The 25406-nt window shown below is 44.4% G+C and carries 24 protein-coding genes and 2 pseudogenes; 11 read left to right on the top strand and 15 right to left on the bottom strand.

Going from position 1 to position 25406, the window contains the following annotated elements:
- Window positions 1-10: 10 nt before the first annotated feature.
- The gene (sbcB, locus tag EAE30_RS12540; protein WP_123016223.1) at window positions 11-1435 is read right to left on the bottom strand and encodes an exodeoxyribonuclease I; all 1425 of its coding nucleotides are present in this window, start codon (window positions 1433-1435) and stop codon (window positions 11-13) included.
- Between the two features lie 271 nt (window positions 1436-1706).
- On the opposite strand from sbcB, the gene EAE30_RS12535 reads away from it, so the two are divergent.
- Together EAE30_RS12535 and EAE30_RS12530 are read left to right on the top strand one after the other, a co-directional pair.
- The gene (locus EAE30_RS12535; protein WP_123016222.1) at window positions 1707-2042 is read left to right on the top strand and encodes a hypothetical protein; all 336 of its coding nucleotides are present in this window, start codon (window positions 1707-1709) and stop codon (window positions 2040-2042) included.
- Window positions 2043-2304: 262 nt separating this feature from the next.
- Window positions 2305-2781 (top strand): LabA-like NYN domain-containing protein, encoded by a 477-nt coding sequence (locus tag EAE30_RS12530; protein WP_123016221.1) that lies wholly within the window; start codon window positions 2305-2307, stop codon window positions 2779-2781.
- A 75-nt stretch (window positions 2782-2856) separates the two neighbouring features.
- On the opposite strand, the gene EAE30_RS12525 is transcribed toward EAE30_RS12530, so the two are convergent.
- A complete protein-coding gene (locus tag EAE30_RS12525) occupies window positions 2857-3666 on the bottom strand; it encodes a DUF2076 domain-containing protein (protein ID WP_123016220.1) in 810 nt (269 codons plus the stop codon).
- 230 nt (window positions 3667-3896) lie between these two features.
- Here EAE30_RS12525 and yegD point away from each other — a divergent pair, with 230 nt between their 5' ends.
- Window positions 3897-5276 carry a molecular chaperone gene (gene yegD / locus EAE30_RS12520; RefSeq protein WP_123016219.1) on the top strand — a complete coding sequence of 460 codons (1380 nt, stop codon included), beginning with the start codon at window positions 3897-3899 and terminating at the stop codon, window positions 5274-5276.
- Window positions 5277-5544: 268 nt separating this feature from the next.
- On the opposite strand, the gene EAE30_RS12515 is transcribed toward yegD, so the two are convergent.
- Window positions 5545-5976: a hypothetical protein gene (locus EAE30_RS12515; protein WP_123016218.1), complete on the bottom strand. Its 432-nt coding sequence runs from the start codon at window positions 5974-5976 to the stop codon at window positions 5545-5547.
- Between the two features lie 877 nt (window positions 5977-6853).
- Between EAE30_RS12515 and EAE30_RS12510 the strand changes: the two genes are divergently transcribed.
- From EAE30_RS12510 to EAE30_RS12495, 4 genes and pseudogenes are all read left to right on the top strand, one after another.
- Window positions 6854-7888 carry a succinylglutamate desuccinylase gene (locus EAE30_RS12510; protein ID WP_123016217.1) on the top strand — a complete coding sequence of 345 codons (1035 nt, stop codon included), beginning with the start codon at window positions 6854-6856 and terminating at the stop codon, window positions 7886-7888.
- Window positions 7889-7955: 67 nt separating this feature from the next.
- Window positions 7956-8945: a vitamin B12 ABC transporter permease BtuC gene (gene btuC, locus EAE30_RS12505; RefSeq protein WP_123016216.1), complete on the top strand. Its 990-nt coding sequence runs from the start codon at window positions 7956-7958 to the stop codon at window positions 8943-8945.
- On the top strand, window positions 8938-9693 hold the full coding sequence (gene btuD / locus EAE30_RS12500) for a vitamin B12 ABC transporter ATP-binding protein BtuD (RefSeq protein WP_123016215.1): 756 nt from the start codon (window positions 8938-8940) through the stop codon (window positions 9691-9693). Before btuC ends, btuD begins: the two co-directional genes overlap by 8 nt.
- Window positions 9694-10177: 484 nt before the next feature.
- Window positions 10178-11124, top strand: a pseudogene (locus EAE30_RS12495) (IS30 family transposase).
- 41 nt (window positions 11125-11165) lie between these two features.
- Here the strand turns inward: EAE30_RS12495 and EAE30_RS12490 are convergent.
- The 5 genes from EAE30_RS12490 to EAE30_RS12470 form a co-directional block, all read right to left on the bottom strand.
- Window positions 11166-12116, bottom strand: a complete 951-nt coding sequence (locus EAE30_RS12490) for a hypothetical protein (RefSeq protein WP_123016214.1) — start codon at window positions 12114-12116, stop codon at window positions 11166-11168.
- 613 nt (window positions 12117-12729) lie between these two features.
- Window positions 12730-13302, bottom strand: a complete 573-nt coding sequence (locus EAE30_RS12485; RefSeq protein ID WP_123016213.1) for a nucleoside triphosphate pyrophosphohydrolase family protein — start codon at window positions 13300-13302, stop codon at window positions 12730-12732.
- A gap of 128 nt (window positions 13303-13430) precedes the next feature.
- A complete protein-coding gene (locus EAE30_RS12480; RefSeq protein WP_123016212.1) occupies window positions 13431-13781 on the bottom strand; it encodes a DUF2750 domain-containing protein in 351 nt (116 codons plus the stop codon).
- A 113-nt stretch (window positions 13782-13894) separates the two neighbouring features.
- Window positions 13895-14461, bottom strand: a complete 567-nt coding sequence (locus tag EAE30_RS12475; RefSeq protein WP_123016211.1) for a DUF1415 domain-containing protein — start codon at window positions 14459-14461, stop codon at window positions 13895-13897.
- A 92-nt stretch (window positions 14462-14553) separates the two neighbouring features.
- Window positions 14554-14787 carry a glutaredoxin family protein gene (locus EAE30_RS12470; RefSeq protein WP_123016210.1) on the bottom strand — a complete coding sequence of 78 codons (234 nt, stop codon included), beginning with the start codon at window positions 14785-14787 and terminating at the stop codon, window positions 14554-14556.
- Window positions 14788-14940: 153 nt separating this feature from the next.
- Here EAE30_RS12470 and rlmF point away from each other — a divergent pair, with 153 nt between their 5' ends.
- Together rlmF and EAE30_RS12460 are read left to right on the top strand one after the other, a co-directional pair.
- Window positions 14941-16038 carry a 23S rRNA (adenine(1618)-N(6))-methyltransferase RlmF gene (rlmF, locus tag EAE30_RS12465; protein ID WP_123016209.1) on the top strand — a complete coding sequence of 366 codons (1098 nt, stop codon included), beginning with the start codon at window positions 14941-14943 and terminating at the stop codon, window positions 16036-16038.
- Between the two features lie 65 nt (window positions 16039-16103).
- Window positions 16104-16331 carry a hypothetical protein gene (locus EAE30_RS12460; RefSeq protein ID WP_123016208.1) on the top strand — a complete coding sequence of 76 codons (228 nt, stop codon included), beginning with the start codon at window positions 16104-16106 and terminating at the stop codon, window positions 16329-16331.
- A 6-nt stretch (window positions 16332-16337) separates the two neighbouring features.
- Here the strand turns inward: EAE30_RS12460 and EAE30_RS12455 are convergent, their stop codons facing one another.
- The gene (locus tag EAE30_RS12455; protein ID WP_164711858.1) at window positions 16338-16949 is read right to left on the bottom strand and encodes a hypothetical protein; all 612 of its coding nucleotides are present in this window, start codon (window positions 16947-16949) and stop codon (window positions 16338-16340) included.
- A 281-nt stretch (window positions 16950-17230) separates the two neighbouring features.
- Window positions 17231-18175 carry a homoserine O-acetyltransferase MetA gene (gene metA / locus EAE30_RS12450; protein ID WP_123016206.1) on the bottom strand — a complete coding sequence of 315 codons (945 nt, stop codon included), beginning with the start codon at window positions 18173-18175 and terminating at the stop codon, window positions 17231-17233.
- A gap of 207 nt (window positions 18176-18382) precedes the next feature.
- On the opposite strand from metA, the gene EAE30_RS12445 reads away from it, so the two are divergent.
- On the top strand, window positions 18383-18757 hold the full coding sequence (locus EAE30_RS12445) for an ATP-binding protein (RefSeq protein WP_123017365.1): 375 nt from the start codon (window positions 18383-18385) through the stop codon (window positions 18755-18757).
- On the opposite strand, the gene EAE30_RS12440 is transcribed toward EAE30_RS12445, so the two are convergent.
- The 5 genes and pseudogenes from EAE30_RS12440 to EAE30_RS12420 all read right to left on the bottom strand — a co-directional run bounded on the left by EAE30_RS12440 (window position 18723) and on the right by EAE30_RS12420 (window position 23860).
- Entirely contained in the window at window positions 18723-19883 is a 1161-nt protein-coding gene (locus tag EAE30_RS12440) for an ABC transporter permease (protein WP_123016205.1), read from the bottom strand. The two genes, EAE30_RS12445 and EAE30_RS12440, sit on opposite strands and share 35 nt — an antisense overlap.
- The gene (locus EAE30_RS12435; RefSeq protein ID WP_123016204.1) at window positions 19883-21040 is read right to left on the bottom strand and encodes an ABC transporter permease; all 1158 of its coding nucleotides are present in this window, start codon (window positions 21038-21040) and stop codon (window positions 19883-19885) included. The genes EAE30_RS12440 and EAE30_RS12435 overlap by 1 nt, the downstream gene beginning before the upstream one ends.
- A 4-nt stretch (window positions 21041-21044) precedes the next feature.
- Complete coding sequence (locus tag EAE30_RS12430) at window positions 21045-22025, bottom strand: HlyD family secretion protein (protein ID WP_123016203.1); 981 nt, start codon at window positions 22023-22025, stop codon at window positions 21045-21047.
- Window positions 22022-23488: pseudogene (locus EAE30_RS12425) on the bottom strand (TolC family protein); the annotation flags it as partial. The gene EAE30_RS12430 and the pseudogene EAE30_RS12425, both read right to left, overlap by 4 nt.
- Window positions 23489-23626: 138 nt before the next feature.
- Window positions 23627-23860 (bottom strand): hypothetical protein, encoded by a 234-nt coding sequence (locus tag EAE30_RS12420; RefSeq protein ID WP_123016201.1) that lies wholly within the window; start codon window positions 23858-23860, stop codon window positions 23627-23629.
- Between the two features lie 544 nt (window positions 23861-24404).
- Between EAE30_RS12420 and EAE30_RS12415 the strand changes: the two genes are divergently transcribed.
- Window positions 24405-25376 carry a chemotaxis protein gene (locus tag EAE30_RS12415; protein WP_164711857.1) on the top strand — a complete coding sequence of 324 codons (972 nt, stop codon included), beginning with the start codon at window positions 24405-24407 and terminating at the stop codon, window positions 25374-25376.
- Window positions 25377-25406 lie beyond the last annotated feature (30 nt).

Below are 25406 nucleotides of genomic sequence, written 5' to 3'. Positions count from 1 at the left end.
TAATGTAAAGTTAAGACGCGATGTGTTCGACGTACTGATAAACTGCTTTCAGCAGAGCCATTTTCTTGGAGTCGCTTTCATGCTCATGCATTAAGTTCTCCAAATTCAACATGTATGATTCGATATGACTTTCGAAATACTCTCGGCAATGATCTTTCCAACGATGTTGTTCACTTTCGCTGAGCGTCCAAGGGAAGTGACGGGCACGATAGCGAAACAGCAAAGGCTTGATGCGCGGATCATGAAATTGAATGTCTAATGCACCAAGATTCTCTGGGTGGCTGTCGCGAATGATGGCCATAGCGGCTTTATCTGTGGGAGAGAAGAACCCGTCATAGAGTTGGGTATCAACATCGGTACTGGCCGGATATTCTCGTTCATGAGAGAACAAAGTGACGAGTTTTTCCCGAATTTGTGTATTCTCACGCAGGATTGCAAGATGCGCTAAACACTGTTGACGATCGATGCCGATTTGCGCCGCATTGTCAGCGGTTAGGGTTTTCGCTGGTGCCAGTATTGGGCACTTATTAATGTGGACGAGTTTTACTGGTACCGGATCTTCGTCGGGCCCTAATGCTTCTTTCTTAGTGTACAGTCGCTCTGTCAATTCGTCGGCGGTTAAATCCAGGAGGACTTGCGGGTCTTTAGCCAGATCGACCATGATCACCGCATTCTTATTGGTGGGATGCCACGCAACCGGAACGACCCAACTGGTGTAGTGACAGTCGCGGCCCAGCATGCCAGAGACATGCATCAGTGGCGTCATATTGACAATATCGATCAAATCGTTGAGTGGACGCTTATTGCGCATACTAAAGAAATAGTCAAACAGTTTAGGCTGAGCCAATTTTACTTTCTTTGCCATTTCAATGGTTGCGATGACATCGGCTAATGCATCATGCGCATTTTCGTGTTCTATACCATTGGCTTTCGACAAGTGTTCCAGTTTAAAGCTGGTGTAGCCGTCCTCGTTTTGAGGCCATTCGATGCCCTCAGGACGTAAGGCATGACAAGCACGCAGTACATCAAGGAGGTCCCAGCGAGAGTTGCCATTTTTATAACTCCACTCATAGGGATCAAGAAAGTTACGATAGGCGGTATAGCGAGTGACTTCATCATCAAAACGAATATTGTTGTAGCCGAGGTTGGTCGTATTGGGGGTAGCAAGCTCTTGATAAATGCGCTGAATGAATTCAGGCTCAGGCACGCCTTTTTGCATCGCGACTTGAGGTTTGATACCGGTAATTAACGCAGCTTCAGGATTGGGCAGGTAATCTGCAGGTAATTGACAATAGAGGACGACCGGTTCACCAATGATATTAAAATCTTTATCTGTACGAATTCCAGCAAATTGGCTTGGCCGATCTTTTGCTGGGCTGGTCCCCCACGTTTCATAGTCAAAGAAAAAGAAAGTTGGTTGGTGGTCCTGTTGCATGGTTATATTACCGTATTTATCAATGGTTCCCCGCTATTAGACCACTGGAGTATGCAAATGGCAATGGCAGAAAAAATAAAAGCGATGATCGATAAAAATGTCATTACTGCGCGATGATCTAAAAAGTTTGCTAACAAGGCCCTATGTGTATTAAGTTGGGGACATATCACAGTATTGACGGATGATGAGCATAGCTTAGTGTATGGAGTGATTTTCGTCCGTTAGGCATGCAATATCATAATTTGGCTCATAGCAGAGTAGGAATAACACAATGAAACTGATGATGAAGTATGTTTTGCTATTTGCAGTATTGTCACTATCTCCTGGCGCTTTCGCCTATATGAATCCATCTGCTTATAATATGATGGGTGGAGCGATGATGGATCCTAAAAATCCTCAGTATCAACTCTCTGATAGTGACAATAAAACGAAGTCAACGTCTCGAAAATCGACGAGTGCGACACGCAGTAAAAAGATGAGTTATTCTGAGCGAGAACAGCTGCGTCGCAAGCGAATGCGTCAAGTCGTTAATCGCCATGAAAGCCAAGCGGCTAAGGATAACCGAGAAATGTTATATGGTGATGATGGCCTGCCTTTAACGCACTAATGATAGAAAACAGTGAAGTATGGTAGTAAGACTGGAACCCTGTTAACACTCCTAGATGTGTGATCCGTCAGACCCGTACTTATGTCTTGATTAATAAGTGATTGTCGTCGAAACTGAACAGACTGCCTTTGTGTTAATTTCCTCCTACTTGTTAGGGGGATTTTTTTGTTTAGTGGAAAATATCCGCTCAGCGCTCGTTAAGCATCGACTGGCGATAGGGTAACTATGATATGCTTGCTCATTTCACTGAAAGGTCACTCCCATGGAAAAAATCGTCATACTCGTTGATGTGCAAAATGTGTATTACACTACGCGCGAAGCTTATCAATGCAATTTTGATTATAACGTTTTTTGGCGCTCTGTGACCCAAAATAGAGAAGTGGTTAAGGCCATTGCATACGCCATTGACCGTGGTGATGAAAAGCAGCGCCAGTTTCAAAATATTTTGCGGGCGATTGGCTTTGACGTGAAAACCAAGCCTTTTATTCAACGAGCTGATGGAACCGCGAAAGGCGATTGGGACGTCGGCATTACACTTGATGCGGTTGAATTTGGACAACAAGCGGATACGGTGGTCTTGTTGTCCGGTGATGGCGATTTTAGCTTACTTCTGGATCACATGGCCGACCGTTATGGCTGTGCAACGGAAGTGTATGGTGTGGCACCATTGACCGCGTATGCACTTATTCAATCGGCGACGCGCTTTATTCCAATCGACGGCCCACTTTTACTCAAGTAGTGAAAGATGACCGAGAACACGTCTGATTGGAATACGTGGCTGACTGTGATTAGGTGATGTGACGTTCATCACCGATCAATTGAAGTCATCAAAGTCTCCTCCGCCAAAACCTCCGTCGTCGAAGCCGCCACCGAAGCTGTCGTCACCGCCAAACCCATTCGAAAAGGGATCATTAAAGTCATTATTATCGAACCCACCCATGGTATTTGGATCCATGTTGTCACTGGCAATGTTTTGATCAGCGAAGCTGCTATTGTCAAAACCAGCTGGTCCAAAACCCTCTGAGCCCATGCCATTATTCATAAAGTCTGACTGGTTCATCATATCGTTGGGATCGCCCATTGATTGTGTGGGATCATCGTTAATAATGTTCACGATTTCTTCTGGTCGATGACCAGAAAACATATCCATCATCATATTGCCGAGCATCATGCCGCCAGCAACGCCGGCCGCGGTTTGTAAGGCCCCACCAAGGAAGCTGTTATTTCTCTGATATCCGCCGCCGTAATTGGGTGGATACCCTCCCGCTTGGGGGCCATATTGGTTTGAGCCAAAGCTGGGGCCTCTAGTATCAAAATTAGCACGGCGAGTATTGGAAGAACGGCGTTGATTGCCACCGAAGACGCGAGAAAAAAAGCCGCCAGATGGCTTTTGTTTCTCTTGCTCTAGCTGTGTTTGTAAGGCTTCAACTTGCGAGTGCAATTGCTTGATCGTCGCCTCTTGCATGATCATGGTTTGCGCCATGTAGTAGGGGGCAGAAGGTTGTTGTACTACATGCTTTTCAATCAATGACTCGGCATCTCGGTCGCGATTAGTATTTTGCTTTTCAACGTGATTAAGACGTTGAAACAGTTCATCAATCACTGTTTGAGTGTGTTTATCCATTTTTTACCTCATGCGTACGACTCTTAGTGAATATTTATTTAGTCTATAAATTTTAGAGAGAGTTCAAATTTCTATGCATGTGAATGTAACGATATAACAGATAGGCTGGGTGATAGTCGTGATACTCAGGGAGTGATAAGGATTTATTTCGTGACGCTGTCACATAAACTGGTGTTTAGCGTTTAATACGTGTAAAGTATCGGGCTATTTTTTCGACAAGGGAAGAGGCTGTGTTTATTGGATTTGATTATGGAACCTCGAGTTGTTCTGTCGCTTACATGCAAGACGGAACACCATCTCCGATTGCACTTGAAGGCGATAATATTTACATCCCTTCAACGCTGGCGGCTCCGACACGCGAAGCGGTCACGGAAAGTTTATATCGATTTTATAATATTGTGCCGGACACTCAAAATGGGCAAGCGTCGCTCAGACGTGCCGTGGCGGTGAATCGAGAAGAGGGCATCGAGCTCGCTCCAGGTGATATCGCCTTCGGGCAAGCAGCATTACAGCAATACTTGTCGGATCCCGAATTTACCTATTACGTCAAATCTCCGAAATCCTTTCTTGGAAGTACTGGCCTACGTGATGCACAACTGCAATTTTTTGAAGATCTGGTATGTGCAATGATGGCGAATATTAAGCAGCGTAGTGAGCAAGCACTGCAGGAACATATTGACGATACAGTCATTGGTCGTCCGATTCATTTCCAAGGCCGGGGCGGCACACTCGCTGACCAGCAAGCCGAGGCTATCTTGCTGAATGCCGCTAAGCGAGTCGGATTTAAGCATGTTGAGTTTCAGTTCGAACCGGTTGCTGCTGGTTTGGAATTTGAAGCATCGCTTACTGAGGATAAGATCGTTTTGATCGTCGATATTGGTGGAGGTACGACCGATTGTTCCATGATTGAGATGGGGCCTAATTATCGACATAAGCAGGATCGCACACGGTCTATTTTGGGCCATACGGGTCAGCGTATTGGAGGAAATGATTTAGACATTCATCTCGCTTTCCGTCAATTGATGCCTGAATTTGGTTACGGCTCACTCATGCGCTCGGGATTAGAAATGCCGATTACCCAATTTTGGAACCCTGTCGCAATCAATGATGTACCAGCACAAACGGATTTTTATTCACAAGCCAATAAGACACGTTTGCAGGAATTATATAAAAACGCTCGAGAACCTGAAAAACTTGCACGTTTGTTGCAATTACAGCAATCCATTCTAGGACACGGTGTGGTGAGACGGGCAGAAGAAGCGAAAATTGCCTTGTCGCAGCAACAGCAGATACAGTCGCAGTTGGATTTTTTACAGGATGAGGTGACTATTACGCTTACTCAGCAGGCCATGATGGAGTCGATTCAGGCGCCGAAACTTAAAATGATGCGATTAGTGAAAGAAGCGGTGGACCAAAGTGGCGTGACTCCTGATGTCATTTATATGACAGGCGGCTCTGCAAAGTCCCCGATATTACGTCAAACTGTTGCAGACTTACTACCCGATATTCCCGTAGTGGGCGGCAATGACTTTGGTTCGGTAACCGCAGGGCTCGCTCGTTGGGCTCAAATGTGCTTTGGTGTTTCACCTAGTTCGGTCACTGAAAAATAGATGTTATAGGATATTTGTCATTAATAACCTTTTTGAATGAGCGATTATTTTTTTATTTTAAGGTTGGAATAAAAAGGTATATTGGGCGGTATTGATTTGGCTATATTGAGAAGACAAATAGAATGGTTTCGTTACTTAAATATATTTCTGACCTAGTTTTGACAATATATATTTAATTATGACATTTTCATGACAATAAGGTAGGTGTATTTATTTTTCCCATAAAAAAGGCTCCCATATGGGAGCCTTTTATCAATCTATAAGCGAATTATTTTACGCTTTTGATTGTACCTTTGTAGCCCATTACTTTTACGTGTACTTTTTTGAATACAAAGTAATCTTGAGTGTTGATTTCGTAGCGTGGAGCAACGATTAGATCTGCACCAGATGCTTTGATTGCATTGTAAGCTGCTGCTGATTTAGCAGGTGCTGTTGGATCTGCGAAAGATAGAGCGCCGCCGCCTGCACCGTAGCTTACACCGTCAACGAAGTGATCGCCAGCACCCCATTTGATAACGCCCATAAGTACGTTTACAGTTGCTTCGCCAGAGATTTTTTGACCAACTTGGATGTCAGCTTTAACTGAAGATTCTACGTTAGCTTGTAGAGCAGTTGAAGGCTGGCTAGCGTTGTAAGAAGAACAACCTGCAAGAACAGTAAGAGCGATTGCAGCTGCAGATAGTTTTAGTTTATTAGTCATTGTGTATCCTACTTTGTTTGAAATTAAATCTCTCGGGTAAAGCCCATAGAAATTTTTAATTAGTCGAAGATGTTTAATAAAAACAAATCTAAAATTTGTTTAAGCCGTTTATTAAACTTATATAGATTAATAAACCAATGAAAAACGTCAAGGGTATCTTTCTTCGCCTTGTGTCATCTCATCGGTGAGACTATAGAATAAATTTAAAAAAAATAAAACACTTAATAATTATCAAAATTTTTGAATAAAACGAGAAAAAGTATTTTAGTCACAAAAGCGTAGTCTCTTTGTCATACTTTTAAAGAGTTATCTTTGGAATATATGTCTCATTTTTTGTTTTCATTTTGCGAATGAAAGACGATTTATCGAAGAGAGCGGTGCACCTTATCAATAAATACGGCATGGCTGTTAACAAATTACTAAAAATTGGTTTTCTAATATATGGGATTAGAATCACAAATACTCAGTGTTTAGATGAGTGATTTACTATTTGTGTGTGATTAAAAAGTAAACAAAAAGTGCATATTTAGTGTTTTTCTTTATTGATTCGACTTTTCGCAGATCATTATTGGCGACTGTTTTTATCCGTTTAACACTTAACTGTTGGTGTGTTGCTTATAAAATGTACGATTATTGCTGTCTTCAAGTCGACACTGTGGACATGCTCGTGTGCTCGTATTGATGTCGTCTATTCCTGTTCCAATAGTTGCTGGGATGTGATGGCTATTGCTTTACTTAGTTCTATAAACCTTTCAAAATGAGTTTATGCATTATGAGTATGCCGATCAGCAGTGTTGAGTGTCGAGAGATGACACGTCTCTTCCGTTGTGGATTCAACCAAGGTGATCAGAGTCGATTACGATAGGAAGGAGTAATAATGACCACGCCACTTTTTCAAACTAGTTTTCTTGCTGATACGTTAGATATGACGTGTTCTAATGATCCCGTATCCGTTACCACTTCTGCTGGCGTGACGATAAAGCGCTGGGAGCGGGGAGTGATTGAGGTGCTCCCTTCCTCTGCACGTGCGACGGATAAGCATGTGCTTGTTTCGGCGGGAGTGCATGGAAACGAGACGGCGCCTTTAGAGATGATGGATCATTGGGTGAATGACATTGTGGCAGGCAAGCTCAACGTAGGTTGCCACTGTCTGTTCATTATTGCGCATCCACAAGCAATTAATCGACATACTCGTTTTATTGAGACTAACCTAAACCGTTTATTTGATGCTCACCATGACGCAGCGACTCTGGAGTCGACCATTGCACAGCGCTTAAAACACTATACGGATACCTTTTTCCTGAATACCCCGAGAGAATCACGCTGGCATTTTGATTTACATTGTTCTATCCGCGATTCTAAGCATGTGTCATTTGCGGTCAGTCCACGCTCGCGTCATGAGACTCGCCATGCCGATCTTATGCGGTTTTTGAGTGTTGCTCATATTGAAGCCCTCATCTTGTCGAATGCCCCATCGAGTACTTACAGTTGGTATTCTGCAGAGCATCATGCCGCGCAAGCTCTGACGATTGAACTCGGTAAAGTGAACCGCTTAGGGGAAAATAATTTAGCGCGCTTTGAGGCATTTATGAATGCCATGGGTGATGTCATTGCTGGGCAAGATAACGAGTCAACTCGATCGCCAGCGTCACCTGTTGTCTACCGAGTGACTCGCACTCTCATGCGACTAAGCGAAGATTTCAATTTCTTATTTCAGGATGATGTACCAAACTTCACATCATTTGTTCACGGCGAGGTGTTTGGGCATGATGGCGAAAAACCCTTAATGGCGCAGAATGAGCACGAAGCGATTGTTTTTCCCAACCCGAAGGTCGCTATCGGTCAACGCGCAGCGCTGATGGTGTGTAAAGTAACGGTTCGTTATGAACGTGGGCAGATCATTTGCGACTAGTCGAGAATGTCATTTTTATTCGTGGGCGTGCTCGGTGGGTAACCTCACTAACGCATGTTTTGGGTGTATGAACTTCCAACAACTATTGAAACGTAAGCAACAGCGTTGGCGCCGAGCGACGCTAATCATGTCGGTTGGGTTGCTCATCGTGTGTGCATTGTATTTAACGTTAGGTAGCGTTTCAATCAATCTATTTCATCCCACCTCACCGCTCGCATCGCGATTGTTATGGGAACTGCGTTTGCCCCGTTTGCTTGCCGCATTATTGGTTGGGTCTGCGCTGAGTGTTGCCGGCGCGACGTTACAGGTTTTACTGAACAATAGTTTGGCTGAGCCTGGTGTCATTGGCATTTCGGGTGGTGCCAGCGTCGGTATGCTTATCGCGTTTTTTTTCTTTCCAACGATTTTTATGACTCCAGCATTGATGTTGTGTGCGATGGCTGGTGCCTTAGTGTTTACATTATTGCTTGTCTTGTTTGGACAGAGTTTGCGGTTAACCACAGCCAAGTTATTACTCGTTGGCGTGGCATTAGGGGTATCGGCGAGTGCGGTTGTGACTTGGAGCTTTTATTTTAGTGATACGATGCATTTGCGTCAGCTCATGTATTGGTTGATGGGGAGTTTAAGTGGGGTCACTTGGGCACAGGATGCGGTTGGACTGCTGTTACTTCCTGTGATGGTGTGGTTGATAAGTAAAGGGTACATCTTGGATCAATGGATGATAGGTGAAGCGCATGCTAGGCAGCTTGGACTCAATATTGAACGTCTTCGATGGCAGCTTATTATTGCCGTCGCTATCTTAGTCGGTGGGGCTGTGGCGTTAGGAGGCGTGATCGGATTTGTTGGCTTAATTGTTCCTCATTTACTGCGTTTGTCGTTGGGCAGTGAGAATCGTCGGCTGTTACCTTTGTGTGTGCTCGGGGGCGCGGGCTTATTGGTATTCGCCGACTTGATAGCAAGAACCGCAATATCGGCAGGCGAATTACCGCTTGGTGTGGTGACGACGACAATTGGTGCCCCCATTTTTATTTGGATACTGATAAAACATCATGATTGAGATTAACAACGTCCAAGTAGACCAGCGTTTGTTGCCTTGTTCCGTCACATTCTCAGCGGGATCAATTGTACATATTGTCGGGCCCAACGGCAGTGGAAAAAGCTCATTGCTCAGCGCCATTTCCGGTTTATTACCTTATCAAGGAGAGGTGCTTTATGATGGGGAGAATATTGCGGCCGTGAGCACACGTCAATTGGCTCAATGGCGTGCATACCTACCTCAATATCAGACCCCAGCTTTCCATGTCGACGTGTTTCAATATCTGGCTTTATCTTTACCAAGTTACGTCGATGCTCTCCGAGACGATGTGAATACCGTGATTCATCAATTGTGTGACAAGTTGCAATTGACGGATAAATTATCCCGGTCTATCCATCAACTGTCGGGTGGCGAATGGCAACGGGTTCGATTAATTGGTGCGTGCTTACAGTTGTGGCCTGAGTGGAACACTCAAGGAAAAGTGCTTATTTTGGATGAGCCTGCGGCGCCGCTAGATATTGCTCAGCAAGCACTTTTATATACGCTTCTAGAGGAAATCAGTCGATTGGGGATAACGATCATCATGGCCAATCATGATCTCAACCGTACGTTTCAGCAGGCCCATCATGTTGTGCTTCTGCAGCAAGGTCGTTTGTTCGCCAGTGGTTCTCCAGCGCAAGTCCTTACGGAAGAACGAGTCGAGGCCGCGTTTGGAACGCCCGTCATATTAGCAAAGCTATCGGAGCGCACGGTATTATTGTTTGATTAGTTTTGGTGCAAAAAGCACAAACTTGGAACAGTGATGTTTATTGACGACAATAAATAAAATCGGATGGCTATTTATTTATATAAAAAACAATGACTTATAAATATTTAAAACTTGGCATACAATTAGCATTAATAAGATTGATACATTCTCGTTCTTGTTAGGCTTTTATAGTCTCCTTTACCACTTTGTTTAACAAAGTGGTTTTTTTTTGTTTTTACTATCGGTATGAAAATGGTGAAAGAGGGATGCGATGGAGCGGATAATCCAAGTCATGGCCGCTTTAGCCGAATACGAATCAGCTTATTGGATAAACGTCATAATAAATAGGCTACTTCTGCACGGAGCGAAAGTGGCCATATGAGAGTATTACTGAGTTAGTCCCGATTTCAGATAATAAGTGCGACATTCATGGAAATATGTAGAAGAGGAAGCCAACTGCTGAAAGTGGTACGCTCTTCTCGCCAAAGAAACAAGCAGTACTACCATGAATTATCAACAGTTGACCGAAGGCAGAAGATACCAGATTTCTGCTCTTTTGGAACGGGGAATTTCGGTTCCTGAAATAGCTAAAACAGTTCAGTGCCACCGCTCGACGGTATACCGTGAGCTTAAACGCGGTCGGAAGGGAGAGCATTATTGCCCTAACGAAGCCCAGATGTCGTCTACCAAAAAGCGCAAAACAGCACGTAAATACCGAATACCAAAGGAACGTGTCGATTTTATCCGCCTTCTTTTAGAAACAGATTGGAGTCCAGAGCAGATTTCTAATGTATTAACGAAAATTGGTGCATCTGTCAGTCATGAGTGGATCTATCGCTTTGTTGCTCAAGATAAACGCTTGGGCGGTAAGTTATATCGTCACTTGAGACAAGGTCATAAGCGGTATCGCCGAGGTAAACAAGAGAAAGCTCCAGCGATAAAAAATGCCGTTTCGATTGATATAGACCAAGCATCGTTGACAGTAAGGAGCGGTTTGGTGACTGGGAAATCGACACTGTGCTAGGTAAGCATGGTACAGGTGCAATGGTGACTATTTTAGAGCGTAAGACTCGATTTTACGTGGTAAAGAAAGTGCCATCTAAGTCAGCGGATGATGTCACCAAAGCGACAATAGAGCTACTGAAGCCCTATAAGAAACATGTCCATACCATTACGGCAGATAACGGGCGAGAGTTTGCAGGTCATGAAACCATCGCAAAAGAATTAAAGGCTGATGTGTACTTTGCTCATCCGTACAGTTCTTGGGAGCGTGGTGCTAATGAGAATGCGAACGGTCTTTTAAGGCAATATGTGAAGAAAGGAACCGATCTAACGACAGTGACGGACATCGATATAGAGTTCGCTTTATCGCGGATAAATTACCGTCCGAGAAAGTGTTTAGGCTTCAAGCAGGCAGCCATTATATTTGAGGAGATGGCTTTAGCTTCTTGATATTGGAGAGTGTCGCACTTCGCAGTTGAATTCGGGGTGTATTAAAAGTGGAAATCAATTTGAGTACGGAATAAATTACGATCGGCTTTACGATCCATACCATCTAATTCACCAGAACGATTACGCTCTTGATACGAGTAAAAAGTTTCCCAAACAACATTGGTATACAATACATACTTCGCACCGATGATACCGCCTCTTGTATCGGCAGGTAATGAACCCCATTCATCATCATGTGAGTAATCACCATAGCGCTCGAAATCAAAGTAACGCCCATAGACGCTATAGGAACCGACATCTTTGAGGTTCACTTCTTTATAATCGATACGATATTCTTGGCTGGTATTATAATCATCGGCATTGGTTAATACGAATGCACCACGAAGCACAATATCAGATGTAGCTTGCATTTTTAGCTCGACCGCGCCCATGCGATCCATTTTTTGATCATCACTATGATTTTCGTTGGTCGCAAATGTCAAACTGGTTTCTAAGCCCTGAGCAAGTTGTCCAGTGACATTCAAGCCGCTGATTTGAGTTTCTTGTCCATTTGGCATAGTGACCAAATCCCCTTGACGAGGGCGTAACCAGAAGGCTTTCGTATTCCATTGGTCGGTAATGTTATAGTCAAGTTGTACACCATCTGCCGCATGGCCAAATGGTACGGCTTGGAAGCCAAGTCCCCACCATTTTGTACCCAAAGCAATACCGACACCGCCACCAGGTCGTCCTTCAACCCAAATCCGTTGTACGGTACCGTCTTGGTCATCACTGCCGGCATTTCCATCACGCCACGATTGGTTGACGGTGTAGCCTTTACGAGCTTCTAATTCGAAGCGGGCAATCCATTCATCCGAGACTTTCATTTTACCTTGTAAATCCATATAAAAGTGTCGGTTATTGGTGCCAGAGCCTACGGGTTCATTATCATCATGATCGTATTTTGCGCGGAAGAAACCATAGATAGAGACTCGATCGATAAGAGATTGCAAAGATTGGTATGACGATCCGTCTTCTTGTTTGGTTTTATTTTCGTAATCTGCACGTAGTAATTCTAAGTCAGCAAATTGTTTTTCGTATTACTTTTGAAGGTCTTGCACCTTCTTTATTTGTGCATCTAACGCTGCATTGTCAGCCGAGTGCGCAGCAAAAGGTAACATTGCAGTGACTGCAAGAGCCAGAGTAGTAAGGGGTAGAGAGGTTTTCATCGTTATTTCCTTTTACGTTTATTTCATTATTATTTTGTATTTAGAGTAGGTGTTGTTCGATTGCAGTATATAAATCTCCACGCATAGATATTGTGGAATTGAGCACGAATTTTTTCTAAATAGGTGGGAATAGGAAAGTGGTGTTCAATATGATCGGTTTGATCACTTTTTTGAGGATGAAAATTTAGTCAATAGCTGAACAATAATAAACGGAAACGGCAATGTGTCTTATTTTGGCAGGGAGTGTTTTTTGGCTGGAATTATTGCGTTGTTACGTGGATGTAACCAATTGGTGAGTAAACTGGGGCGGTATCCAATCAATAAAAATGGCAATGCATTAAACACGCATTGCCATTTTTATATAACTATCATTCACTCGTAATGAGACGTTACCTTATTAAGCGATCGGCGCCAAATTCGCTGGGCGATAATACACCGATTTTAATACTTTACCAGCCTTGATGGTTTTGGCGTCAGACGTAAAATCCTTGGCACACTTGGCAATGATGTAGTCGCCTTTGGTGATAGGAGTCAGTGTGATGCCTTGTTTGGCATAAAAGGCTTGTGTTTCGTCGTACTCTTGTTGAGTGCGACATACCTTACTCATGTTGGAGCTGTGTACTTCGTCCCAGCAAGCAAGGAAATTAATTTGGCAGTTGGCGGCGACGTTTAGTAACACATCAATAAAGTAACTGATTGATAGGTTGTCGTGAATTTGGCTAGCGCCTAGATGGACTAAGCGCCCCATGAGTACGTAAATACTATCCACGATGGCATCGGCTTGTTCTATTTTATCTGGTGCTTGTGCAAGCTCAGTCAATTCTTCAATGATGAGGGATGAGTGTAATGTATCTTGTTGAGCATCCAGCGTGTCTGGTTGAGCGACCGGCAAATCAAAAGTCGTGCGGAATTCACGAATATCGCGGTATAAGTGATCAAAGAGTTCTTGAGAGAGTTGGGTAAGTTGCATGAATCCAGTCCAATAAATAAAGATTGGCGCTTATAGTAGCAAAGCCGCGTACGCCTCGCTATGGAAGAGTGTTGGAGGAGGAAAGAACAAGGTGTACGAGACACCTTGTTGTATAATCGTATTGCGGTTTATAGGTACAATTTCACAAGATCGGCCGGTTCGACTTCCTTACCGTCTAAATTTTGATTCCAGTTAGGACCGATTAATACACCGTCTTCATCTAACGTGACCAACCAATCTTCAATAAAGACATCCAGTGGAATGCTCACTACTTCAAATTCTGCCCACTCTTCAATATTGTGTGTTTCAGCGTCTTCTTTTGTTGACCAAAATGGCATCACTTCGCTGTTGGCGAATTCAGTTGAGTCACATGATAACCAACCTTCTTCTGTTTGCAGGCCCCACACGGTTTGTGTATTTTGGGTTTCTTCTACGAAAAGTGCTAGGTTTGCTTGGAGATCAGTGCTTAATTTGCTCATGTTTTATTCTCTTTATGATGATGGCGCTCAGGGTAGCATTCAATGGTGAAAATGCCCATGATGAATTGCGCTTGCTTGCGTACTTATCGATGTTCGTTGCTGGGTGAGTGACCTTATGAGCGACGATATAAATAGGGAAACAATCGGTGTTTTTCACTGGTGGTGAGATTCGTGACACGCTGAATGTTATTGTCTGGAATCGCTTCCGGATCCGGGTAGTGTTTCAATACTTTTTCCATACTGTCTTCTCGGATCAAGTGATAAATAGGATAGGGGGCTCGATTCGTCAAATTGGCGGGATCTTCTGGGTCGCAGTCTGCAAAACAATAATCAGGATGGAATGTGGCAACCTGATAAGTCCCCTCCCAGTTTTCTTGGCGAATAAGAGCGTCGATCCAATCGATGAAAAAATTGTAGTCAAAAAAGTGATGTAACATATCCGGAACCACGAGTAATGTGGTTTCGAGATCCTCTGCAGATTTGGCATCCAATTCACGTAAGCACTGTTCGATATCGCTCAACAGGACCTCCTCAGAGGTGGCCAAGCTGACATGAATCTTAATTTGCTGATTTCTTTGGGGTTTGGCTGCAAAGGGGCATAAGTTTAATCCGATCACAACATCATCAAGCCATTGATTAACTTGTTGTGAGATGGAATCAATACGTTGGAGTGTGTTCATAGCGATAAGACGTCAATAATAATGGGACGATAATAGCACAAATCGAGCATGAGCATTCGTACAACTCTTATTTGTGCCCGTGCTTTTTGTATTTACTGACGTGAACGATATAGCTTTTCAAAATTCCCAGAATTCCAGCCGATCATCACCCGATCGCCGACTTTTAACACAGGCAGACTGCGGGCACCTATCGCATCCAATTCTTTACGACCGCGCTGCATTTTCGCATTACAGAGTCGATAAGGAATGTTTTTACTATCCAAATAGCGCTGAGCATCCTTACAGTGAGGACATTTATCTTTGACATACAAAACGACGCGTTTCACAACAAAACTCCTTAAGCGAATATTAGGAAGCGCAGTGTAGCGGTGCACTGACTTCGATGCAATTGTTCTGCAGTGGCATAATTGTAGGATTCAGGTAAACTTTGCGCGTTAATCTGTACCTACCACGATCATCTGCAATGAGAACAAATCATCATGGGAACGCCCGCCACTTCGAAACACCGTAAGCCTTATCCTTCATCACGCAAAAAAGTGTCTCGCGGTACGAAGCCGACTCCATCGTCAGGAAATGCTGTGTCGATGAATGTGGTAACGTGTCATTCTCAACCGGGTCTGCATGCCAAGAACCGTCATCAGGGCTTATATAATTTTGAGTTATTAAGCCAAGCAGTCCCTGAACTTCGGGCTTATTTAGTGAAAAATCCACGTGGACAGTGGACTATCCCGTTTAGTGACCCTCAAGCGGTGTTGTTATTAAATCAAGCGCTATTGTCGCATCATTATGGTATTCACTTTTGGCAAATTCCAGTGGGATATTTGTGCCCGCCAATCCCTGGGCGCGCGGACTACATTCATCGTGCTGCCGAGCTTCTATTCTCAGATTGTCCAACATTACAAGGACAAGCGATCACCATGCTCGATATTGGTATGGGAGCGAATGCGATTTATCCGATTATTGCCGCCACCGAGTATGACTGGCAGGTTGTGGGGAGCGACATTGATCCTGTGTCTATTCGCAATGCCGCCAATATTGTTGAGAATAACTCACGCTTAAAAGATAAGGTGGTTGTACGTTTACAATCTCAGCCAACAACCATGTTTACAGGGATTATTTTGCCCAAAGAGCGCTATGCACTGACAACCTGTAATCCGCCGTTTCATGCGTCTGCCGAAGAGGCTCAGCAGAGGACGCGGCGTAAATTAACCAACTTAGGTAAACATCAACACAAACGGACGAAATCTGCGAACGTATCATCGTCTAAACAGACCAAATCGACGGCACTAACGTTAAATTTTGGTGGTCAACAAGGCGAGTTGTGGTGTCAGGGGGGAGAAGCCAGCTTTTTGCGCCGCTTAGTCCAAGATAGTGCGAACTATGCAACGCAAGTACTTTGGTTTTCCAGTTTGATTTCGAAAAAAGACAATGTACGTTGGATGAAAAAGCAGTTAGCGAAAGTCGGGGCGTGTGATGTGCGAATTGTCGATATGGCTCAAGGTCAAAAAATCAGCCGTTTTATTGCGTGGAGCTTTCAAAACGCTGAGCAGCGCAAACAATGGTCGCAAGAAGCATGATAGGTTAAGTTGTGTACATCTTGGCCGATACAGGTATAACGACTGCTGATCCTCTTGGAGGTAACATGGACTTTGAATTTTTTGTGCCTTGCCAACCGAATTGGTTATGTAAGCCATTTTTTTTCGTGTTTACCCTGTTATTACTTGTTGGGTTGGGGTTTTTTATCCGCATTGTTTATCGTGAATATCTCAAATCGGTTCGCGTGAAAAACACTCATCATCGTCGTCGCATGCATTATCGCGATCGCAAAGGTGGCGATGATGGTAGGCCTACCAATTTAAGAAAGCATTAATGGTCATCACTGTGCTGCCAATACTGACTCGGTTGTGTGGTGGCGGTGAAATATCGTTTCCCAGCCTTGTTGCTGAGCGCGACTGAACAACTGCTGGTGTTGTTGGTATACGTGCTCGGCTTCTTCATACCGGTCTTCTTCTATATACATACGCAATAGTCTTACTAGCATGTGCGGACGACTCGGTGCATGATTGACCGCTTGTTGCATAAACCGTATGGCCTTGTCTTTTTCTCTTGCGCGCCACCAGCATTGGGCCGCACTGTCATAACTGAGCGCCACATTTTGGTAATAGGGTTGTTTGATGGCTTTATCGAAATAGTGCTGAGCTTGAATATAATGGGTCTGTTGACAAAGGAATACCGCAAAATTGTGCAATAGTTGGCTATTATGCGGGTAGTGTTGTAAAGCCTTGTGATACGTGGTTGTGGCGCGTTCGGTTTCTTTCACGGTGGTGTAGTAATGCGCGAAAGCCATTAGTGTCGGTAGGTAATGTGGTGCCGCTCGCTGCGCGCGATATAAATTCGTCAGTGCTTTTTTCGATTGCCCTCGTTCTAGATAGGCCATCGCTAACGTCAGTCGATTATCGGCAATCTGTGTATTATCAACGTTGCTCATAGGCGCATGAACACAGCCTGAGAGTGCGAATAATCCCCCAAGTATGATTATCACGATGACCAACCGATTGAGTCGACAGTATCGCGGTTTCTGAATGGTATGTGCCTTTGAAGGAGAGATTAGCATCGGACTTTTTATATCGATTATGGAACGAGTGATCGATAGTAAAGACCACACAGCCAATCGACAGTGTGTGGTCAGGACACTGCGACTGACGTATCAAAATTGTTTCGTAGCCAGTGTGTTTATGGGCACCGCTGTGTGATGCCCATCGAAGCCTTCTATTCATCGTCCTTGGTGAATTTATCTTCACTAAAGTTATCCAAATCAAAGGGTGTTTGTTGGTAAACGCAGTAATTTAACCAATTTGCAAAGAGTAAGTGACCGTGGCTGCGCCACGTGGCGCTCGGCGTATTACTTGGATCCCCGTCCGGATAATAATTAATGGGCATCATGGGAGCGAGCCCTTGGCTGAGATCACGTTGATATTCATCATGCAGAGTGTCAGCATCATATTCTGGGTGACCAGTGACAAACACATTCCGTTTGTCTTTTGTGCAGGCAAGGTACACTCCAGCTTGTGGTGATACGGCGAGGATATCAATGTCGGTATGTTCGGCGAGATAATTTGGATCGAAATCCGCATGGCGTGAATGCGGTGCTAAAAAGGTATCATCGAAACCACGAGTGAGTGGATGATATTGAAACTGAGTGTCATGGGCATAGACCCCAGACAGTTTTTCTTTGCGGGTGCGTTTAGGAAGATGATAAATCGATTTTAACGCGGCTTGAGCGGCCCAACAAACATACATGGTAGACGTAACATGATCCTTTGCCCAAGCAATGACAGCTTGTAGGTGGCTCCAATAAATCACATCTTCAAATTCTACTAGACCCAATGGCGCACCAGTAATGATGAGACCATCGAAATTGCGATTCTTCACCACATCGAATTGGCGGTAAAAAGAGTTTAAGTGTTCTTCTGGTGTATTTTTACTGGGTCTATCATCAATCCGCAATAGCTCCACATCAATTTGCAATGGAGAGTTAGAGAGTAGGCGTAAAAACTGGGTTTCCGTTTCTATTTTTTTTGGCATGAGATTCAGGATCAAGACTTTCAGCGGACGAATTTGCTGTGTGGTTGCTCGTGATTCTGGCATGACAAAAATATGCTCTTGGCGTAGCACATCTCTCGCTGGTAGTTGATCGGGGATCTTAATAGGCACAACATACTCCCTTTGTTATTTTGGACGTCTATACATCTAGACTTATAACCTAAAACATCGATAATGTCGAGACTAAAGTCCGACTTTAGTTACGATCCTGCGCTCATGTGTGTGGTTTTTTATCAAAAAAATAGTGGATGTAAATCGATGAGTAGTGAGGCTCACCGAGATACTGATGGTACGCATTCAGACTGTGGTGTAATGGAAATGACTTTGACTGTCACACTTATTCGCGGTTTACCAGGTTCCGGTAAATCGACGTTGGCACAACGTTTACCAGGAGTGCATTTGGAAGCGGATATGTTTTTTATCAATGCACAAGGCGAGTATTGTTTTCAGCCTGACCAACTGAGTGCTGCACACACCTGGTGTCAGCAACGCAGTGAATATTGGCTCCAACAGGGGCAAAGTATCGTGGTGTCGAACACGTTTGTTCGCCATTGGGAAATGGCTTTCTATAAAAGGTTAGCACAGCGCTACCGGGCTAAGCTCAAGATCATCGTGTGCCAAGATGAATTCGGCAGCATACATGATATTGAGCCCGCCGTTATCGAGAAAATGCGCCGTCGTTGGCAAGATTAGTCGATGCCATTCGGCCATGACGAGCAAACTGCCACCAAGCTAATCCCCCCCAAAATAAGGCTTGTAGCCAGAGCTGTGTCCATTGGGTTGAGATTTGCTGCCAATGGACGCCCATTTGGTTTAACGCGAGGAAACCCTGTATTCCTGGCGTACTTGGAAACAGATTGGCGACCCAGACGATAGGTTGTGGAATACTTTCTATTGGCCAGATGAACCCAGCGGAAAAAACCAGAGGCATTGAGCTGACCAAGACAATTAATGTGACGTATTCTCGACTGGGTGTTATGGCGCCTAAAAAGATACCAATGAAACAGGTACTGAATAAAAACGGCAACAATAGGAGTAATACGTTGGTTGGCGCAGCGATGGTTTTGACGCCATGCCAGTGAAAGCTTCCTCCCATATAGTAGGCACTCAATATATAGTAAATCAATATGAGTACGATGGTACGAGCACCGAGTAGAGCCCATTGTGAACTGTCTGACCAATATCCATGGCTTTGCTTTTGTGTGCCACCCAGTAACCCCGCAGCCATGACCATGGTTTGTTGTAAAATTAGCACAAATACCGCAGGCACTACGTAGTCGACATAGCCCATACGTGCATTAAATGTGGGCTTGAGATTGTTTTGCAGTGGCGAGAGGGTCTGCTTAGCTTGTGTCAATGCATCACCGCTGCTGAGTAAGTGTTGAATTTTGACTTTTGCAGCTAAGGTGCCAGCGGCTTGTGATAGCCCTTCAACCACGGTTCCGTATACCAAAAAATAAGAGGCATCACCCGCATAAGCGAGTGTCGGGTGGTGGCTCATGGCAAGATCACGATAAAAGTGATTTGGAATGACCAAAAAGCCCGCAATCTTTCCTTGATAAAAGTCGAGTTTTGCTCGTTCGATAGAATGAATGCGTTCCACCACTTGCAATTGAGGCGTGGCATCCACCATACGTTCTAGATGGTAACTGATTTGGCTGTTGTCTAAATTGACGATCGCAATGGGTTGATCTCTGGGAATTTGATGTTCGTAGGGCAGGGGGTATAAAAACGAGTAAAAAAACACGCCGCCAAAGACTGTGATGACCACAACGCTATTAGTGAACAAGGCTTTGCATTCTTGAATTAGCTGACGCATTAATGATTGTCTCCCTGATACTGTATCGATGTCGCTGCTGCGCGAAGACGTAAACGTACCAGCCCCAGACCAATAAGGAGCGGAATAAGATACATCGTCATCCATAACATGGGTTGCAGACTGGGGAATGGGGCGAGGTCGTAATTCACTTGATTGATTTGCACCTTGATGTAGTGAGTCACTGGCAGTAGGTTACGCCAAACTTGCGCAAGTGTATCCATATTGGAGGCAGGGAAAGTGATCCCCATAAAGGCAAAACTTGGCGCGGTATATGCCGCCGAAAAGCTGAGGGCACGAGCAGGATCGAGGGTGATAAAATAAAATAGCCCCCCCATAATGATGCAGGCCGCAATTGTCAGCCATTGCGCGAGTACCACGACCCAAAGTTGCCCTTGTTGTGGCCAATCTAGCACATAATAAAACCATCCTATAAACGCGATACCTTGCGCGGCAAACCACAGGGCAAATGGCCAGAGTGCGTCAGCCAAACGGTGAAATGGTGTCTCACCTAGCCACGTTATGAGGCCAAAACGTTGATGGTAGGTCGACAACACCAAAATAGTACTAGTGACAATGGCAATTTGCCATAACGCGGGGATGATCCCTGACACCAAAAACTGTGCGTAGTTCATGTTGAGATTGAATAGGGGGGTGAGCTGAGTCCCCACAGGAACGGCTTCCCCTTTCACTTGGCTTAATGTTTGATTGCCTTTGGCTAAGCGATGCCCTGCATCGATTTGAGCGCTCATGGTTTGCATGACTTTAGTCATGGCCGAGCTTATCAAACGGCCAGTTAAAATATACTGACTATTGTAAAACGTGGTGATCTTAGGGGACTGATGACGTTGGATATCCCGGTCAAAATGACGAGGAATGACGGTGTACGCATAGATATGACTTTCAATGAGATCGGATTTTGCCATGGTTTGACTGGGGTACACGCGTATCACGTTTAATGCCGAGGTGGCGTCAATGTTCCTAATAACTTGGCGTGAGCGTTCGCTGTGTGATAAATCGACAACGCCCACCGGTAAGGCGCGGACAATCCCCTGAGAAAAAATCCACCATAATAGCAACGCCAGACCCAGAGGCATCCACACGATAGCACTCTGTAGCCATTTATCTTGCTTGATGAGGGTCCATGCATTAACACTCATAAGACTATGGCGCCAGCTCTACAGCAACAGTCATTCCCATGCGAAGTTGAGGCTGCGGTTTGATCGGGTGAGCTTCGACCTCGAAAGTACGCAAATCAAAACCTTGTGAGGCATCAGTCGAACGCCATGTGGCAAAATCTCCCATCACTGCAATATGGGTCACTTTAAATGTGAGAGTTTGATTAAGCGCAGGCACAAATGCCTGAATTTCTTTGCCTTTTTTAAAGTGTGAAAGGCGATCTTCACGAACATTAAATACTGCCCATGTATCGCTTGTATCGATGACGGTGACAACGGGGAAACCTTGTGGCGCCAGCTCTCCACTATGCAACAACACTTGCGAAACTTCGCCATTAAACCAACTGGTGATGTGAGTATCATCAGCGTAAGCTTGGACTTCAGCCACCGCACCCGCGGCCGCTTTGGCTTTCTCACTCGCGGCTTCAATGGTTTCTTTTCGAGCCCCTTCTTTAGCGAGCTGGTACATTTGTCGAGCGGCACTTTCTGTGTAGCTTGCGGCTTGCCATTGTGTTTTGGCTTCATCACGTTTTTGTTCGGAGATCACCCCATCATTGTATAAATTATTAATCCGGCGATAGGTTTTTTCCGCAAGTAAGGCGGCACTGCGTGCTTTCATCCATTTATCTTTTGCGGCTCGAATTTTTTGTTCGCGCGCTCCGTTGCGTGCTTCGGCTTCCATGGCTCCAGCCGCTTTTTGACCGGCGACGGCTTGCTCTAATTTAGCGTCAATTTCTGGGCTATGGAGTGTAAAAATAGATTCGCCTTTTGTGACGCGGTCACCTTTTCTCACAAGCACTTCATCAATACGACCGCCGACTTTCGAGGAAATACTATATTGTTGTGCATCGATTTGGCCTTGAATTCGAATGGGTTGAGGTTGATAGGCTTGATAAAACCCCCAAGCGATAACGCCGATGAGGAGGAGGGCGAACAAAGCAATCAAACTTTGAGTGATACGTTTCATTTTACAACCTCAGATCTAGGTGAAGGAGCAGCGCTTGGAGCGTGATATAACGTTATAGCGGAGCGGCGATAGTGTGAGAATGTGTCCACTTCGCTACTGAGTGCTAATAGTGTGGTGAGGGCTATCAAATAATTGTAACTGGCAACCGCTTGCTGAGTACGTACTTGTGCTTGATACAGCTCTGCATCCACGACATCGACGGATGTCGACAGCCCTTGATTAAAGGCTTTCTGACGTAAACGTAGGTTTTCTTTGGCTAAATCGAGACTGGAGTTTAATCCAGACACTTCTTCGAGCGCTTGCTCAGCTTGTTGGTAGGTACGTTGAACTAAAACAGACAGATCCTCATGTGCTTGAGCTCGCAAATAGTGAATTTGGGAAATCGCACTTGATGCGGCTTTTTCTCGATCACTTCGCCCTGTACTTTCAATCAAGGGAATATTCACGCCAATACCCGCCACCCAATCCGGTTTTAGCTGGCTAGCGATAGAGTCATCTTCATAGAGGTTGTAGCTACCAAAAAGGTAAACATTCGGATAATACTTACCTTGTTCCGATTTTCTTAAGCTGGTGGCTTGCTTCTCTTTGGCATCTAAGATGGCCAGTCCAGGGTAGGTGGCGAGCGTTTGCTGAGTAAACGCGCTCATGGGTGGCAGAGTCCGATTGGTAAATAGCCCATCTTTAGGAGAGACCACGGAGTTTTGGCCTAAAATCGTAGTGAGTGCACTTTGCGCTATGTCGACATTTTTTTGTGCTTTTTTGCGCTCAATGATGGCTTTATCAAGAGCCACGTCTGCCTGTAAACGTTCAACATGGGCTATTTGACCTTGTTGTTCGAGTTTGACTGCATTATCGCGATGTTTCGTGAGTCCTGCTTCTACGGCTAAACGCGTATTCAACACTTCTTTTGTTAACACGACACTGAAATAGTATTTTGCTAAATCTTCATATCGAGCGAGTGTTTCCATTTTCAATTGACTGGAGGCTTCATTCTGCTTGCCTTGAGCGGCATCCTGCGCAGCGCTAATACGGCCACCAGTGAATATCGGCCAGATAGCACGAATCGACGAATGTACCACATCCTGCTTGCTTATTTGCGTGGTACTTCCAATGCCACCAAGAGCGGAGAGTTCTTGATTGATGGTCTCAATGAGAGTCGATAATGTTGAGGTTACCTGTTTGGGGCCGGTGAGTTTGGTGTTATCGAGGATCTTTTTACCCGATAATGTAATGTCATCATCCAAACGAGTATAACTGGCTCCGACTGAAACACGAGGGTAGGACAGATTATCCGTGGCATCTTTGAGATGTTGGTAACGCGCCACATTTTCTCTTTCTGCTGCTAATGAGTTGTTATCTTGTTGCAACACTTCCCACGCTTGCATAAAAGAAATAGGCGCGGCTGATATTGGAAACGCGTGAAAAGCGATTGCCGTGCTAATGAGATAAGAAGCCAATGATTTCATTGTATATGTAACCAACCTTGGTTAGGATAAGCTGAATAAATGATTATAAGTCAGACATATAGCATAGCAATCACTTTGATGCATACAAGGAATGTAAAAACATCACTGCGCTCCACATTTTTTGACGAATCTTAGCTAAAAATGACAGGTTTCACAGCACAGATGCTCCGCACGCCATTCAAGATCGTCCTCGGTATCCATGGATTTCAGTACATCTCGCCCTGTCATCTGAGGGCTAGAGAAAATCACGATCACTTCATTGTGCTCAGATGAATCAACTTTATAGGCACGGACACTTGTAAATGTCGAATGTAAGTGATGCCCGAGTAAACGATAGTTTAAACAGATTCCTAAATCGTCGCGTTCCATAATTGCCTCCTGTATTCCGGTGATAAAAAGTGGATGAAGGATATTTGGCATATCTACCTATTAAGTATAGTTCTATTGACGATAGGTGCGGGAGGAATAACGTTATATATGGCACAGTTCGGGAGCGAAACAGCCTAAGGGATTACATTTTGACTCGCCTCCTTGCTGGAGGCTAGGTATGCATTACGCGGAGCCTCTGTTTTAAACACGATTGGATGACTAGACGAAGGCCTGAATAGCAACTAAAGTCTTATTGAAATAAGTGGATTCCGCATCGTTCTCCTGCGTCACAAAAAAGAGATGTTATTGAGTTGATAGGATTGTAATTTTCACTTATGTGGTTATGCTAAGCGTTAATTAATATATTGAAAATAAGTACTAATACTAAATAGGTAAGGGTGGCTTAGAATATCCAACCTGGTAAATCTATATAGAAGCACTGTTGTAATTTATACCCAAGATAGCGTGGTCTCGCTCGATGGTGACTACGAGACATACGGTGTACTTTAGAACCCACTCCCAATTTTCGAATGATGTGACAATTATGAGCAAAAGTGATGCAATTTTACTAGAAAGTGGAACAAATGAACTTGAAATTATCGAATTTCATTTAGAAAAACATTTGCCAAATGGTAAAACAAAAACGTGTTATTACGGCATTAACGTTGCGAAAGTACGGGAAGTGATTCGCGTTCCTGAAACCACGGATTATCCTAACGCTCAGCCACATATGATTGGGGTGTTCTCTTCTCGAGATATTTTGACACCGCTTGTTGATTTAGCCGGCTGGTTAGGGGTACCCGTACAAAGCGATATTGAGAAAAAATTTGTGATTGTGACGGATTTCAATCGTATGACGAATGGCTTTTTAATTGATAGCGTCAGTCGCATCCACCGTATCTCATGGAATGATGTCGAATCGCCGAGTCAATTTTTGGAGGCGGGAGAGCAAGATTGTGTCGTCGCGGTGGTCCGCAAAGAAGACAAACTGATTATGATTTTGGATTTTGAAAAAATAATTGCCGATATTAATCCAGAATTGAGTATGGAAAAATACGACGTGACCATTGACCGTAGCGTCGATTTAAATCAAGCCATGATCGCAAAACGCAATGCCAAGACGATTATGCTGGTGGATGACTCAGCATTTATTCGCAGTCTTATTCAGGATACGCTGACCTCGGCAGGCTTTAATATTATCGCCTGTAAGGATGGCGGAGAAGCCCATGAAAAACTCACTGAATTAGCCGAGCATGCCAAGTCCGAAGGGGTGAATGTTACGACCTTTGTCGACGCCATCGTGACGGATGTAGAGATGCCGAGAATGGACGGTATGCACTTATTGAAGCGTTTGCGTGAGCATTCAGACTACAGCGATATGCCTATCATTATGTTTTCATCTATCATGAGTGAAGATAACCGAGAGAAAGCCCTGGCGCTTGGCGCCAACGATACGATTACCAAACCTGAAATTGGTAAAATGGTCTCTCTCATGGATAAGTATGTTTTTGAGTAGCTAGCGTGGATGACAAAAAAACGGAGCACT

This window comes from Vibrio zhugei (genome assembly GCF_003716875.1).
GTDB lineage: Bacteria > Pseudomonadota > Gammaproteobacteria > Enterobacterales > Vibrionaceae > Vibrio > Vibrio zhugei.
This window is presented reverse-complemented; position numbering and strand designations above follow the sequence as displayed.

Bases quoted from the DNA above. Each gene is read 5' to 3' on its own strand.
- EAE30_RS12475 (WP_123016211.1), bottom strand. From the start codon at position 14,461: ATGAACACACTCCAACGTATTGATTCCATCTCACAACAAGTTAATCAA.
- EAE30_RS12445 (WP_123017365.1), top strand. From the start codon at position 18,383: ATGACTTTGACTGTCACACTTATTCGCGGTTTACCAGGTTCCGGTAAA.
- EAE30_RS12430 (WP_123016203.1), bottom strand. From the start codon at position 22,025: ATGAAACGTATCACTCAAAGTTTGATTGCTTTGTTCGCCCTCCTCCTC.
- btuD (WP_123016215.1), top strand. From the start codon at position 8,938: ATGATTGAGATTAACAACGTCCAAGTAGACCAGCGTTTGTTGCCTTGT.
- EAE30_RS12415 (WP_164711857.1), top strand. From the start codon at position 24,405: ATGAGCAAAAGTGATGCAATTTTACTAGAAAGTGGAACAAATGAACTT.
- sbcB (WP_123016223.1), bottom strand. From the start codon at position 1,435: ATGCAACAGGACCACCAACCAACTTTCTTTTTCTTTGACTATGAAACG.
- EAE30_RS12515 (WP_123016218.1), bottom strand. From the start codon at position 5,976: ATGACTAATAAACTAAAACTATCTGCAGCTGCAATCGCTCTTACTGTT.
- EAE30_RS12485 (WP_123016213.1), bottom strand. From the start codon at position 13,302: ATGCAACTTACCCAACTCTCTCAAGAACTCTTTGATCACTTATACCGC.
- EAE30_RS12420 (WP_123016201.1), bottom strand. From the start codon at position 23,860: ATGGAACGCGACGATTTAGGAATCTGTTTAAACTATCGTTTACTCGGG.
- EAE30_RS12440 (WP_123016205.1), bottom strand. From the start codon at position 19,883: ATGCGTCAGCTAATTCAAGAATGCAAAGCCTTGTTCACTAATAGCGTT.
- EAE30_RS12525 (WP_123016220.1), bottom strand. From the start codon at position 3,666: ATGGATAAACACACTCAAACAGTGATTGATGAACTGTTTCAACGTCTT.
- EAE30_RS12510 (WP_123016217.1), top strand. From the start codon at position 6,854: ATGACCACGCCACTTTTTCAAACTAGTTTTCTTGCTGATACGTTAGAT.
- EAE30_RS12455 (WP_164711858.1), bottom strand. From the start codon at position 16,949: ATGAGCAACGTTGATAATACACAGATTGCCGATAATCGACTGACGTTA.
- EAE30_RS12460 (WP_123016208.1), top strand. From the start codon at position 16,104: ATGGACTTTGAATTTTTTGTGCCTTGCCAACCGAATTGGTTATGTAAG.
- btuC (WP_123016216.1), top strand. From the start codon at position 7,956: ATGAACTTCCAACAACTATTGAAACGTAAGCAACAGCGTTGGCGCCGA.
- EAE30_RS12530 (WP_123016221.1), top strand. From the start codon at position 2,305: ATGGAAAAAATCGTCATACTCGTTGATGTGCAAAATGTGTATTACACT.
- EAE30_RS12480 (WP_123016212.1), bottom strand. From the start codon at position 13,781: ATGAGCAAATTAAGCACTGATCTCCAAGCAAACCTAGCACTTTTCGTA.
- rlmF (WP_123016209.1), top strand. From the start codon at position 14,941: ATGGGAACGCCCGCCACTTCGAAACACCGTAAGCCTTATCCTTCATCA.
- EAE30_RS12435 (WP_123016204.1), bottom strand. From the start codon at position 21,040: ATGAGTGTTAATGCATGGACCCTCATCAAGCAAGATAAATGGCTACAG.
- EAE30_RS12535 (WP_123016222.1), top strand. From the start codon at position 1,707: ATGAAACTGATGATGAAGTATGTTTTGCTATTTGCAGTATTGTCACTA.